Source organism: Sulfurospirillum sp. hDNRA2 (assembly GCF_024206095.2).
Lineage (GTDB): Bacteria > Campylobacterota > Campylobacteria > Campylobacterales > Sulfurospirillaceae > Sulfurospirillum.
This window is the reverse complement of record NZ_CP159800.1, coordinates 264,731-278,407: the sequence shown is the minus strand read 5'-3', so window position 1 is coordinate 278,407 and position 13,677 is coordinate 264,731. Positions and strand designations below refer to the sequence as shown.

The window sequence follows — 13,677 nt, the reverse complement described above, 5'->3', positions numbered from 1 at the left end:
ATTTTGACTTACACCCGTAGAAGGAAATACCGATGCTAGAAGCCCGTCTTTGGATCAAAAAAAGCGATAAAAATTTTCTCGGTCGAGGACGTATCGAGTTGTTGGAACGCATTAAACATCACGGCTCGATTCATGCCGCGGCAAAAGCGATGAAAATGAGCTATAAAGCCGCTTGGGATTCGGTTGATGCGATGAATAACCTCTCCGACGAGCCCTTGGTGCAAAAAACCAGCGGCGGTAAAGGCGGCGGCGGAACGCTTCTGACGGCAAAAGGAGAAGAAATTATTCAAGCGTTTCATACCTTAGAGCAAAAACACCGACAGTTTTTAGACCTTTTCTCCGATAGCGAAGATTTAAGTACGATCGTTAAGGCTCTCAGTCGGCTCTCCTTAAAACTCAGCGCACGCAACCAACTCACGGGTATCGTCACCGACATCAAAGAAGACACGGTCAACGTTTTGCTCGAAATTACGATCAAAGACGCGGAAAAACTCTACGCTTCCATTACGCATAACAGTTACGCCGATTTGGGACTTTGCGTCGGCGATTCGATTATTGCGATCTTAAAAGCCAGTTCGGTTAGCCTATCCAAAACGAAACCGACCTCTACATGTGAAAATCTTTTGCACGGCAAAGTCGTGCAAGTTTTAAGTGACGCTTCCGGTACGGAAGTCACGCTCGAATTGCCGAGTCTAAGCACGATCACGGCGACAATTCCTCACGCAACATTCGACACTTTAGGCATTAAAGTAGGCGATGAAGCCTATGCGTTTTTCAAAGCATCTCAAATTATCGTCGGCGTTTAACGTTTTTACGTGATACGCCTTCTCATCGATGCTTTAGCACATCGTTTTATGCCGTAACATCGATCAAATATTCTTTTTTAATCATCCCTTAGCTTGCTTTCTCTCTTTTTTTCCGTTACCATTATATTTTTAAAAATATATCGAGATCGTATCGAATGTCTGGATGAAACCGCAAAAACCATCTCAGATAGCCCTATTCGAACGATTTAGAGGACGATTTCAAGCAATTTTTCATACATACCGCTTTTTTAAAAAAGGAGTTCAGATGCGATACGCTTTGTTTTTTGTCAGTCTCATTACCCTTCTCATTGCCGATACCCATCGTACGTTTAGCGATATTAGCGGTAAACCCGTGGTTTTACCCGAAAATATGACGCGCGTTTACGGTTCTGCGCCTCCGATTACGTTTATGCTATACGTCATCGACGACCGATCGCTCATCGGCGTTAATTTTCCTCAAACCAACCAAGACAACCAAAACGGCGATCGATTTTTAAGCGAACGCTTTATGAAACTTCCTATTTTAGGCGGTTGGCACGGAAATAATATCCCCAATCTCGAAGCCATCGTCGCAGCGCATCCTCAAGTGATTATTACGTGGGATACGCCTTTGCTTAACGAAAAAACGGCCAAAGATATAGAGCGCATTTCCATTCCCTCCCTTAAAGTTAACATCGACGATTCGACGCGCTATCCGGAAGTTTTTCGAACACTGGGAAAAGTGCTTCAAAAAGAAGAACGCGCTAACGCGCTTGCCGATATGGCGCAAACGTACCTTGAAGAACTTCAAAACTTCGTCCGCTCCGTTCCGCCGGCGGAACGTACGAAAGTCTATTACGCCGAGGGTGATTTGGGGCTTCAAACCGAATGCGACGTTTCGTTTCACTCCGAACCTTTAGCTTTAGCCGGCGGCAATTTAGTGCATAAATGCGTTCAAAACAGCGTCATCGGAATGCAAGAGGTCAGTTTTGAGCAAGTCTTGATCTACGATCCCGAAGTCATCATCGTGCAAAGTCCCGTTTTCTTTAAAACGGTGTTTACCGATACCAAATGGCAAATGCTCAAAGCCGTTCAAAACAAGCGTGTCTATTTAGTACCGAAAACGCCTTTTAACTGGACGGACAGACCGCCCTCTTTTATGCGCATTATCGGAGCGCACTGGATTGCGAGCAAACTCTATCCGACGCGTTATCCTTACTCGATTCAGGAAAAAGTAAGAGCGTTTTATCGTCTCTTTTTTCAGGTAGAACTTCGAGACGAAGAGCTAAAAACCTATTTTAGTCTCTAAAAAAATCGTCCAATGATGAAAAAATAGCTTGAAGATAGAGGAAAATTTCGTTATAGTTTCAACAATATAGCGAAACCTAAGGACACGGTATGGAATTCAATCACTCGTTTTGGGATACGATGGCGGAGCGTTATCCGCATTATGACGATCCTGCGATGCAAAAGGACGTGCAACGCGTTCTTGCATGGGCAAAAAGTCAAGGGCTCGATTTTAACGGCCGCTCTCTTTTGGACATCGGATGCGGAACCGGTACGGTTTCGATCCCTTTAGCCCTTGAAAAGGCTCGCGTCACCGCGATTGACCTTTCGCGCGGTATGCTAGATGCTCTCAAAAGCGATGCCGAAGCGCTCAACCTCTGTGACTATCTCACATCGTATCAAAGCGACTGGGAAAGTTTTCCACTGACGCAAACCTTCGACATCGTTCTTGCGTCTATGACGCCTGCTATTTCCCAAGAAATCCATATCGATAAAATGATAAGCGCAACCCATGCGATGGGACTTTATGTCGGTTGGGGACGCTACAAAACCAATGCTTTTCTCGAAGCATTGATGCAAGCGCACGACGCCCCCGAAAAAATGTCGGGAGGCTGCATCAAAGTTGCCGATTTTATGCATTACCTCGACACCAAAGAGCTTGCGTATAGTTACGAGTTTTTTACGACCGCATGGGAAGAGACCTACACGTACGACGAAGCTAAAACGTATGCCGCTGAACAACTTGCCCGAAAAAATCTCTCACCCGATGAGCGCAAAGTCGATGCGATTATTCGCGATTTTATGCACGACGGAACGGTCAAAATCGAAACGCAAGCCGAAAAAGGGATGGTGTTGTTTTCCAAATACCCCTCCACTTGCCCCAAACATACTTAAAAGGTTACTTCATGGTCTGCTTTATTTGCGAAAGACGCTGTCATATGGAAGAAGGAAGTATCGGAGAATGCCATCGTTACGAATGCCGCGAAGGTGCGATTCACGAACGCTTTAGTAATACCTATTTGGTTACGGCACCTATTTCGGCGGAAACGATGCCGGTTTTGCACTTTCACCCGCGTGCCAAATTTTTACAAATCAGCACCACGGGTTGTAATTTCGATTGCGACGGTTGCATCTCCACGGTCGTCGCCAAAGAGATGGATACGGACTCCAAAGCTTTACATGTACTGAGCCCTGAACAAATCGTTCAAAAAGCGCAAAGCCTTAACTGCACGGGCATCGCGTTTTTGATGAACGACCCGTTGGCATCGTTTTTCACGTTTTTGGAAGTTTGCAAACTCGCCAAACAAGCAGGACTCGTGACGGGCTGTTCGAGTAACGGCTATTTTACGTTGAAGACGCTTGACATGTTAATCCCTTACCTTGATTTTATCAACATCGGGCTCAAAGGGCTAAGCAACGCAATCTACCGTAGTTGTCACGCAAATAGCTACAAACCGGTACTGCGCAATATCGAATATCTGGTGCATAAAGGCGTTCACGTTGAAGTTGCGTGCATTCACAAAAAAGGCAATGAAAGCGAAGTCGTCGCCATTGCCGAGCACTTGGCAACGCTTTCGAAAAGCATACCGTTGCAATTAATGCGCTTTATTCCGATCGACGATGCCGCACTTGAGGACGAACCCTCCATTCAAGAATCGGAAATGCTTTATCAAACGCTCAAAAGCCGTTTGGACTACGTTTACGTATTTAATTCTCCCGGAAGCACGTGCCTTCATACCTACTGCCCTTCGTGCGGTGCACTCATTTTTGAACGCGATTTTTACGGACCGATGGGCTCAAAGCTACGTCGCATCCATCATTTTAAAGACGGTCGATGCACGAAATGCGCTCACACGCTTGCGATTACGGGAGCTCCTTCGCAAAACGTTTTCGACGAAGAGGGATTTGAAGGCGGTTATCCGATGACGCGCGCACTAGAGATCGTCGAGGGAACGCTGGTCGCACTCGGCGTCGACAATCAACATGACGTAACGCGCTGTTGGGAAGAACTTTTGGCGGATAACGGACTGAAAAAACTCCATGTCGATATTCAAAATTTTGACGATTATGCCGCTACGATTCTTTTTTTAGCGCGTATCGTCGGAAAGGAAGAAAATGCCGATGCGTTGATCGCTTATATGCGCAACAAAATCGATACGATCGTCGATGCGCTCAAAGGAGTCACGCAATGCCCTCGCGTTTACTACGTGATGGGTAAACCTCTGTTTGCACTCGAAGATACGCGCCTAGAAAACCAACTGGTCGAATTGGCAGGAGGTATGAGCCTCAATAAAACGTTGGTTTTAGACGGTCGTCCGGGACGCAAAATTACGCGCGAAGAGCTACTTAAACTCAATCCGGACGTCATTTTTATCTCTTCGTTTTTAGACTCTCCTTTAGAAGCGTTTTACGACGCCTGTCGCGAAGAGCAAATCGACGTCGAAGCAATCAAGCAACATCGCGTGTATACGCACCCTTATCCCTGTTTCGATTTTGGAAGCCCGCGGTGGATTTTGGGGTTGATGTATATCGCCGATATGCTCCATCCCGAAATTTTTCATTTCGATATTCATCACGAAGCGACGCTTTTTTACAAACAATTTTACGGTCAAACGTTTGAAGCGTCGATGCTCAACCGTTCGTTTGCAAAACCCAGTCGCGTTCATCGTTTAAATCGACTATAATACGCATTACGAAAAGGGCGTGAAAACCCATCAAAAAAAACGGAGTTTCATGGAAGAGAAAAATGCTGTTTGGGAAGCGATGGCAAAACGCTATCCGCGTTTTTACGACGATTCTATGCGTAAAGACGTCCAATTTATTTTAGACTGGTGTGAGGGAAAAGGGGTTTGCTTTGAAAATAAAAGCATTTTGGACATCGGATCGGGCACGGGAACGATCGCCATTCCTTTAGCGCTTAAAGGAGCGCGCGTGACCGCCGTGGACGTCTCTAGCGGTATGCTAAAAGCTTTACGCGAAGACGCACACACACACGGCGTTCACGAAGCGATTCAAACGCATCAAAGCGATTGGGAAGCGTTTGCGGACGAAAATACCTACGACATCGTTTTAGCCTCGATGACGCCCGCGATCAACTCGGAAGAAAAAATGGAAAAAATGCTGGCATCTTCCGATACGATGGGTATTTACGTCGGTTGGGGCTCTTACCGAACCAATCTTTTCGTCGATGCACTCATGCAAGCGCACGGTATCGAAGACGACTGTAGTGCCAACGGGTGTTTTAAAACCCGCCAGTTTATGGATCGTTTGGAACAAAAATCGATGCGTTACCACCATACCTTCTTTGAGACCTCGTGGACGGAAATTTATACACCGGAAGAAGCGAAAAAGTATGCGTACGAGCAACTCCAAAGGCGCGAAATTACGCCGCAAGAAAGCGTGATCAAACGTTTGTTGGTATCCAATAGCAGCGATCAAGATAAAGTGCATATTACGACCAAAGCGGAAAAAGGTATCGTCGTATGGTATAAATAACGAAGATGCCCGCGTATCTTCGTTATGCTATAATCGCGTAAAATTTTATGCAAGGTTTTGGAGATGGTATCTACCCTCGTCGCTATTTTTTCGGGTGCGGGTTTCGGTGCGCTTTTACGTTGGTTTTTAGGCACAAAGCTCAATAGTCTCACGCCGTCTATTCCACTCGGAACGCTGGGAGCCAATTTACTCGGCGGTTATCTCATAGGTTTTTTTATCGCTTTTTTTGCGTCCAATACGGCACTTGCTCCCGAATGGCGGCTTTTTATTATCACGGGATTTTTAGGGGGACTCACGACGTTTAGTACCTTCAGTGCCGAGATCGTCACGCTCATTCAATCGGGACGTTTAGGCATAAGCCTTTTTGCAATTTTCTTACATGTCATGGGTTCGATCGCTATGACGCTTCTAGGCATTGCCAGCTATACTTTAATACACAAAGGAAGTTTATGAAAGGATTTCAGCTCGTATTTTCAACCCTACAAAGTCGCAAACACCCTAACGGAGAACCGATTAGCCGCTGGTTGATGAAAACCGCGGAAGCATTGGAGATTAAAGGCGTGACGCTTTTAAATGCCGCGCAAGGTATCGGACGCGACGGAAAACTACACTCGTCTTCTTTTTTTGAACTGGCCGATGAGCCCGTGGAAGTGATTATGAATGTAGACGAAGCAGAGTGTGAAAAACTTTTTGCACTTTTAAGTGAAGAAAATTTGGGGATCTTTTACACCAAAACCGCCATTGAATTCGGAACAATTTAAATCAAAGAACGAAGAAAAAAATCGCTTCGTTCTTTGACATGTAAGGCTAATTAAACCTTGCCCTCTTCTTTGAGCTTCTTGTACCAAGAGCTGTGAAGGATGGCGACTTCCTCTTCTTCTTTATAACCCGTAATCATCGAATGAATCGCACCTTTGATGGCAATCGCCGCCATATAGACATGCACCATAAAGAACGTAGCGACGACCATACCTAAGATATTGTGAACGATCGCACTAAGACGTAGCAGGTCGATTTGACTCATGTCGAACATCGTAGCGATGGGTGAAAGGTCCTTGTTTAAAAAGAACATCAGCGCACCGGTAAAGATCATGACGATACCGCCTGGCATCGCGATCCAAAACCATGCTTTTTGTCCGGCGTTAAACTTGCCCGCGGGGACGGGTTTCTTCTCTTTGGAGAGGTATCCGCCCACGATCATCATCCATTTGACGTCGTCGCTATTGGGGAACATATCCCTAATCCAAGCAATAATCATCGGAAGAACCGTGATCGCAAACACGGGTGTTGCCAAACCGTGTAAGTTCTTACAAATCCTTACAAACATACCGCCGCCGAAAAAATCTCCGAATGCCATAACAAAGCCCGTAGGCACGATGACTAAAAACGAAAGGGCCGCAAGATTGTGCATGATTCGCATCATCACGCTAAACGCAAAAATCTTCTTTCCATGATGCGAAAACACTTTGGGTCCGATCAGTAAATAGTGAATGCCTCCCGCAACGGGAACGAGAAACAATGCAATTAAAAAGCCTTTCCAGAACCATTCGCGTTGAAGAAGCGTAAACACTTCTCCAAACGCATGGTAATTGGGAATCGCATTTAGCATCGCCGTTCCGTACAACGGACTATCGAATTGACTAACGCTAATGGCATAAAGAGACGACATACTTAGTAGTGTGCTCAAAAGCACCACCCATCGTTTCTTCATTGCGTTAGCCCCTTTCTACCTTGTTTGTTATACGCCATATTCCAGATATACGAGTTGTTCGCCTCTTTGCTTTGACCGCGTGCTAATACACGGGTACGGTAAAGTTCCGAGACTTTTTCCGACGTTCCGATCAACAAGGCGTTGGTTGAACACATTGCCGCACATACGGGTACTTTTCCCTCGGAAATACGGTTTTGACCGTAACGTTCTCGCTCATGTTCGGAGTTGGTCTCTAAAGGACCTCCGGCACACATCGTACATTTGTCCATCGCACCTTTGGCACCGAAAACGCCATCCCGCGGGAACTGCGGAGCACCGAACGGACATGCGTACAAGCAGTATCCGCATCCGATACATTTTTCTTTATCGTGAAGCACGATACCGTCGGCTCGGATGTAAAAACAATCCACCGGACAAACTTGCGAGCACGGTGCGTCGGCACAATGCATACACGCAATCGAGATCGACGTCTCTTTACCTTCGACGCCGTCACTCAGCGTCACGACTTTACGGCGGGCAATGCCCACGGGTAATTCGTGAGCATTTTGGCAAGAGACCACACATGCGAAACATTCGATACAGCGATCCGTATCGCAATAGAATTTTAATCGGCTATTGGTATTTTCCATGGTGTCTCCTTACGCTTTTTCCACACGGCATAGACCCGCGTTGAACTCTGATATTTGGGTGATTGGGTCGAAGCCGTAGTTAGTGATCGTATTGGAACTCTCTCCGATCGTATACGGACGTATGCCTTCGGGATAATTTGCGCTCAAATCGACCCCTTGCATAATACCCGCAAAGTTGTACGGCATACAAATACGATCCGGCGTTACGCTACGGTTGTAGTGAACCCGTACCTTAATCTTTGTACCCTGAGGCGCGTGAATCCACATCATTCCCTTATCTTCGATACCGTACTTAGACGCCAAGTCGGGGTGAATGTTCGCAAACATCTCCGGCGTAATGCTTGAGAGGTATTTGCTCGTTCGCTCCAACATACCAGCCCCTGAGAGGTTAACCAAACGCATAGACGTTAGAATCGTCGGGAACTCTTTGGACCAGTCTTGTTTGGTTTGCTCAGAGATGTAACGTGTTGCAACCCTAAAGTTATTCGCTTGATCCGGAAGTGCCGGATATTTTTGTACCAAATCCCATCTTGGAGAGTGAATAGGCTCTCTATGAACCGGTACGGGATCGGGGAATTCCCAAACAATCGTACGCGCTCTGGCATTTCCGTAGACGCAAACGCCATACTCTCGAGCGTATTTTTGAATAATACCGCTAAAGTCCATCGCCCAGCTCGGTCCCATTTGTGCTTTTTCTTCTTCAGAGAGCGTAATACCGAGCACTTTTTCGATATTGGCTTTGGTAAGCTGCGGGTAACCGCCTTGGATTTTTTGCCCCGGAAGCGTCACGGTCTCATCGGCAATCTGGCTTATGCCGTTGTGCTCCATTCCGAAACGATTTCGAAAGCCCAAGCCGCCTTCGTTGACCGGTTTGGAAACATCGTAAAGGATCGGCGAACCCGGGTGTTTTTCGTCCCAGCACGGCCACGGAAGTCCGTAATACTCGCCTTCCATCTCGCCGCGACCTTTGAGCGTCAACGGATCGAAGAGATGCCAATTTTCCTGATGTTTGCGCAGACGCTCTGGCGTCCAGCCTGAGAGTCCGATACTCTTAACCGTACGCGCGATTTCACGTACCGCATCGTCCGGCCATACAAAATCGTTTTTATACTGAACGACGTTACCGTTTTCGGCACGCATTTTCATGCCTTTGACGTACTCCTCGTAAAATCCGAATTTTTTTGCAAACTCGAACATCACTTCATGATCGGCTTTGCTTTCGTAAAGCGGTTTCACGACTTGAGAGCGCCATTGCGCGGAACGATTGGTAGCAGAAAGCGTTCCTTCGCACTCAAATTGCGTCGCAACCGGCAAGATATAGATACCGTCTTTGCGATCGGTAATAATTGCCGCTTCGTTCACAAACGGTTCGGCTACGATTAACATGTCAAGCTTATCGATGGCTTCTTTGATTTTCACCTGCTGAGACATCGAGGTAATTCCCGTTCCTTGTACCCAAAGCACGCGAATCGGAGCGGAAGAGGTCGTTTTTTCTTCTTGTAAAACACCTTGCCACCACTTCGCAAGTGAGAAACCTTTGGCGTGCATCCATTTTCGCTCACCTTTTTCGTCAAGATCGGGATGGAAACGATTTTGCATGTATTCTAAACTGACATCCCATGTTTTACAATAGTACTGCCATGCGGCTTTATCCAAACCGTAGTACCCCGGTAAACTGTCCGCAAGGTTCGCCATATCGGTTGCACCTTGAACGTTATCGTGACCGCGGATAATTTGACAACCGCCGCCGGATTTTCCCGCATTACCCGTTACAAGCGCTAAAATAGGGAGAATTCTGGTATTGGAACTGCCCACGGAGTGTTGGGTAATACCCAAAGACCATGCGATAGCAGCCGGTTTCGTTTTAGCGTAAAGTTCTGCTACTTCAAGAATTTGTGCAACGGAAGCACCTGAAACGTTAGAAGCCTCTTCAGGCGTCCATTTCGCGGCTTCAGCCCTAATTTGATCCATCGCATAGGTTCTATGATCGATAAAATCTTGATCTTCCCAACCGTTTTTAAAGATAACATGTAAAAGTCCATACGCAAACGCAATATCCGTACCCGGTCGAATGCGCACGTAAATATCGGCCTTAGCGGCACTTCTTGTAAAGATAGGATCGACGACGATCAACTTCGCGCCTCTATCTTTGGCTTGGAGGAAATGTTTAAATCCGATTGGATTTGCAACGGCAGAGTTGGCTCCAACCATCATCACTAACTTAGAATTGGCAACAATATCACCGAAGTGATTTGTCATAGCACCGTAACCCCATGTATTTGCCGCACCGGCAACAGAAGCGCTATGTCAGATTCTAGCTACGTGATCGATATTGTTTGTGCCCCAAAACGCGGCAAATTTTCTAAAGTAGTAGGATTGTTGGTTATTAAATTTGGCCGAACCCAACATCATCAATGTGTCCGGACCGTTCTCTTCTCTAATTTTTAACATTTTAGAAGAAATTTCGTTTAACGCTTGTTCCCATGTCAAACGATGCCATTTACCGTTCTCTTTTTTCATCGGGAATTTGATACGTTGTTTAGACTTGGTCAAATCGATTTGATCCGTACCTTTACAACAGTGGCTTCCTTCGCTGATCGGATGATCGTGGGCGGGTTCTTGTCTGACCCAGACACCGTTTTGCACTTCGGCTTTGATGCCGCAACCTGCCGAACAGATCGAGCAGATCGTTTTAACCGTTTTTGAGCCGGGGAACGGGTTCTTAACCTCTTCCGCACTCGCCTCTCTGATCGCATCTTCTTTAGCGAGAAGATTCCCCGCTCCAAAACTAGCACTTCCCAGAGCCGCCATTTTTAAAAATGAGCGTCTTCCGATTTTGCTAGAGGAGAGTATGGGGTTTTCTGTTTTACTCATCTCATCTCCTGTAATTAATAGGATCTCTTATAGTAGAGCTTCCATGCATCCGTCTCTTTATACAAAATCTCTTTTTTCGGAGATTTCCCATAAACGACACCGTTTGCGCCTTTGGCAGCCTCTTTCGAGCTTGCCAAAACGCCGCTTGCACCGGCAGTTGCTACCACTGCCGTCGTCCCGAGGGCTTTTTTTAGAAAGTCCCTTCTGTTCTCGTGCATCTTCTCAGACCTCCTGTTTAGGAATACGTTTTTATATCAACTCTTCAAAAGAGTTTCCAAAACAAGCACGCGCGTGCTTTGGAAACTCCTATGAATATGCGATTTTGGCATATTCATAGGGCGTAAAAATCACAAGACGATCTCATCCAAGTTACGTCTTACCCTTTGCGTTAAAGGTTTTCTGTCTTTTTGAATGACCGCACTAGCCCTCTCTTCGCTCGCGATTTTATGCGAAGCTTCGACATGTAAGAACAAGCGTTCAAAAGCAATAAAAGTTTTTAAAACAATCGCCGTATTTTGATAGAAAAAGCTTTTTTCGTGTTGCAATAACAAGGCGGTAAACTCGTCGATAAAATCGTTGAGGATTTCGGCAAAAACCTCTTTTGCCAACGCTAAGCTCTCTTCATCGCCCGCAACACCCGCTTCGATCAAGCGGCTCATGAATTGAAATAAAAAAAGCACTTGATCTTCCGAATCGTTGCATACCGAATCATTTTTGCGAAATTTGGAACGAAAAACCAAACCTGCCGCTTTGACCCTTTTTTGGCCGTCGTCGCGCCCTTCGTCGTAATACGATGCGCTCATCGGAATAAATGAGCTTTCCGGAGAGACGAAAACCTCGTCGTATTCTTCTTTAAGCGCTTCGCACCCTCCTTTAGCTCGCAAATGCGAATCGATCGAACGAAACGCCGCATCAGAGCCTTCATCGAGAGGATTAGCGATAAAAATTTTCAACAAATCTGCTATTTTTGCATATTTGTCTGCCTGAGCATTGAAACTTAATATTTTTGCAAAAAACGTGTAATACAACGCTCTTGCTTGATGGATCGATTGATCATTTATTTGCATCGTATTTATCCTACCGTTTCGTTAACGTTTGCTTCGACGGAAGCTCTAAAAATAACTTTTGCTTTACAATCGGGACAGCAATAAAGTGTCTTTAGTTTCACCGGATCGCCTAAAAATAGAGGCGTCATAATGGCGGCTATTTTACGGATCGCTTTTGCCGTCGCAAACTCTTTGCCGCACTCGGCGCATTTGAAAAGTTCGTCTTGCGCCATGATGCGTTGGGAAAACCATGTCGGGCTAAGTCGAAGTTCATCTTTAATCACGCTCAAGCACTCTTTTTCCGGACAGGTCGCTTCGCAATAACCGCAATTCGTACAAATCGATGCGTTGAAACGTAACGAATTATCTTCCGGATGCGCCGTCAAAGCTCTAACGTTACAAGCACCCACACAGCTTAAACACAACGTACATTTTTCCGCATCAATGCGAATATCGCCGTAATGGACATGTTCACCGGTTCGAACCGTACCCAAATCCTCATCGCCGACCAAATGTGCCAAACGCGCCGAAAAGATTTCGCGTTTGCGTAAACCCTCTTCGTTAATGCCGTATCGGCACTCCGGCAAAGCTTGCATCGTCTCGAAAGCGTGACTTAATTCTTGTGCGTTTTGGCAAACGAAAATTGCTTTTTTAGCGTATTTGCGTTCAAAAATTTCATTGATAATGCGAATAACGTCGCCCGTACCTTTAGAGATAAAATCGGTGTAAAACACTATCGGATTGCCGCATGTTTGAAGCAAATTGAGCATATGTGCTTCGTGAAGGTATTTTTCGCCTTCGATCATCATCGGTAAAACGTTTTCTTCCAAAGGAATCGTAATAGACTCCAAATCCATTTTTTGAGGAATAATTAAAGGAATCGTTCCTTCGTAGTATTCGCTCATATAAGAAAATGCGCGTCTTGGCATCTGCGTATAGTCCAAAGCACCGCTTGGACAAACGCTAATACAGCCGCCGCAACCGTGGCAATCGATATGCGAAAAAACTAAATGCTTCGTTTCGTCTTCTTTTAAGATGGCTACCGTCGGACACACTTCGGCACATTTACCGCACACCTCTTCGCGACGCTCATGGTATTGGCAAATCGAACTGTCGTAATTGATAAAATTTTTGTAGCGATACGTACCGGTGTTGGCGCGCATTTTTTTTAACGCCGTCTCTTCGCCGAGCAACGAAGGATCGTAAACGCCGCTTTGTTTCATCGCAAAATTCGGAGCGTTCCACCAAAGTATTTGATCACAGTTCAATTCTAAAATGGCATCGTCTTTTTTCAAAACCACGGCTAAGTCGCCGATATGTCCGTTCACGTCTAAAATCATCGAGGGTAAAAGCGTAACAACACTATAACCTTCAGCCGATAACGTCTCTTTCAATGCTTCTTTTTCACAATCTTCCGTTACGATGAGTAACTTTGTACCGACTTCTTGGGCATAATCTTGGTCTTGTGCGTAGTCAAATCCGACGGCTCGAATGGCATACAATTTGGAAACATTTCGAATTTTTTGAGCCAAAACGTCTTTGGAGCGTGCCAGATAGAAGTTAATTTCGGGGGCATAGATCACCGCGTTGACGCACGGATCGTTAGAGACGATGTACTCCGCTTCGCTTGGAGCGTTCACGACGTCGATTTCATCGCCCAAAGGAAACTCAAGCGGTGTTCTACTAAAATAAGCAAATTCTTGATGCATTTCAACGTCCAATTGGTAAATGTTTATTGACCGTATTGTAAGCACAAAACCTTTAAAGCGATCTTAACAAGACAAAAATTATCACGTTTACTTATAGTTATATATTAATTTATATAATGTATCTGGGGTGTTTTACGAACT

At 45.7% G+C, this 13,677-nt stretch carries 13 protein-coding genes; 7 read left to right on the top strand and 6 right to left on the bottom strand.

Annotated elements, in window-relative coordinates; genetic code table 11:
- The first annotated feature begins 32 nt into the window (after positions 1 to 32).
- The 7 genes from NL930_RS01485 to NL930_RS01455 all read left to right on the top strand — a co-directional run bounded on the left by NL930_RS01485 (position 33) and on the right by NL930_RS01455 (position 6,328).
- The gene (locus NL930_RS01485) at positions 33 to 806 is read left to right on the top strand and encodes a TOBE domain-containing protein (RefSeq protein ID WP_039673773.1); all 774 of its coding nucleotides are present in this window, start codon (positions 33 to 35) and stop codon (positions 804 to 806) included.
- 265 nt (positions 807 to 1,071) lie between these two features.
- Positions 1,072 to 2,094, top strand: a complete 1,023-nt coding sequence (locus NL930_RS01480) for an ABC transporter substrate-binding protein (RefSeq protein WP_039673775.1) — start codon at positions 1,072 to 1,074, stop codon at positions 2,092 to 2,094.
- 89 nt (positions 2,095 to 2,183) lie between these two features.
- Entirely contained in the window at positions 2,184 to 2,966 is a 783-nt protein-coding gene (locus NL930_RS01475; protein ID WP_254377177.1) for a bifunctional 2-polyprenyl-6-hydroxyphenol methylase/3-demethylubiquinol 3-O-methyltransferase UbiG, read from the top strand.
- An 11-nt stretch (positions 2,967 to 2,977) separates the two neighbouring features.
- Positions 2,978 to 4,756: a radical SAM protein gene (locus NL930_RS01470; RefSeq protein WP_254377178.1), complete on the top strand. Its 1,779-nt coding sequence runs from the start codon at positions 2,978 to 2,980 to the stop codon at positions 4,754 to 4,756.
- Between the two features lie 49 nt (positions 4,757 to 4,805).
- On the top strand, positions 4,806 to 5,567 hold the full coding sequence (locus NL930_RS01465; RefSeq protein WP_254377179.1) for a class I SAM-dependent methyltransferase: 762 nt from the start codon (positions 4,806 to 4,808) through the stop codon (positions 5,565 to 5,567).
- A 63-nt stretch (positions 5,568 to 5,630) separates the two neighbouring features.
- Positions 5,631 to 6,020 carry a fluoride efflux transporter CrcB gene (gene crcB / locus NL930_RS01460; RefSeq protein ID WP_039673782.1) on the top strand — a complete coding sequence of 130 codons (390 nt, stop codon included), beginning with the start codon at positions 5,631 to 5,633 and terminating at the stop codon, positions 6,018 to 6,020.
- Positions 6,017 to 6,328: a DUF190 domain-containing protein gene (locus tag NL930_RS01455; RefSeq protein WP_060825161.1), complete on the top strand. Its 312-nt coding sequence runs from the start codon at positions 6,017 to 6,019 to the stop codon at positions 6,326 to 6,328. The genes crcB and NL930_RS01455 overlap by 4 nt, the downstream gene beginning before the upstream one ends.
- Before the next feature lie 50 nt (positions 6,329 to 6,378).
- On the opposite strand, the gene NL930_RS01450 is transcribed toward NL930_RS01455, so the two are convergent.
- From NL930_RS01450 to NL930_RS01425, 6 genes are all read right to left on the bottom strand, one after another.
- Positions 6,379 to 7,278 (bottom strand): formate dehydrogenase subunit gamma, encoded by a 900-nt coding sequence (locus tag NL930_RS01450; protein WP_254377180.1) that lies wholly within the window; start codon positions 7,276 to 7,278, stop codon positions 6,379 to 6,381.
- Positions 7,275 to 7,907 carry a formate dehydrogenase FDH3 subunit beta gene (gene fdh3B / locus NL930_RS01445; protein WP_254377181.1) on the bottom strand — a complete coding sequence of 211 codons (633 nt, stop codon included), beginning with the start codon at positions 7,905 to 7,907 and terminating at the stop codon, positions 7,275 to 7,277. Before fdh3B ends, NL930_RS01450 begins: the two co-directional genes overlap by 4 nt.
- A gap of 9 nt (positions 7,908 to 7,916) precedes the next feature.
- Positions 7,917 to 10,781, bottom strand: coding sequence for a formate dehydrogenase subunit alpha (locus NL930_RS01440; RefSeq protein WP_254377182.1), 2,865 nt, complete (start codon positions 10,779 to 10,781; stop codon positions 7,917 to 7,919).
- A 14-nt stretch (positions 10,782 to 10,795) separates the two neighbouring features.
- Positions 10,796 to 10,999: a twin-arginine translocation signal domain-containing protein gene (locus NL930_RS01435; protein WP_039673793.1), complete on the bottom strand. Its 204-nt coding sequence runs from the start codon at positions 10,997 to 10,999 to the stop codon at positions 10,796 to 10,798.
- Positions 11,000 to 11,128: 129 nt separating this feature from the next.
- Positions 11,129 to 11,848 carry a molecular chaperone gene (locus NL930_RS01430; protein WP_254377183.1) on the bottom strand — a complete coding sequence of 240 codons (720 nt, stop codon included), beginning with the start codon at positions 11,846 to 11,848 and terminating at the stop codon, positions 11,129 to 11,131.
- A gap of 5 nt (positions 11,849 to 11,853) precedes the next feature.
- Positions 11,854 to 13,536 (bottom strand): 4Fe-4S dicluster domain-containing protein, encoded by a 1,683-nt coding sequence (locus NL930_RS01425; protein WP_254377184.1) that lies wholly within the window; start codon positions 13,534 to 13,536, stop codon positions 11,854 to 11,856.
- Positions 13,537 to 13,677: the final 141 nt, after the last annotated feature.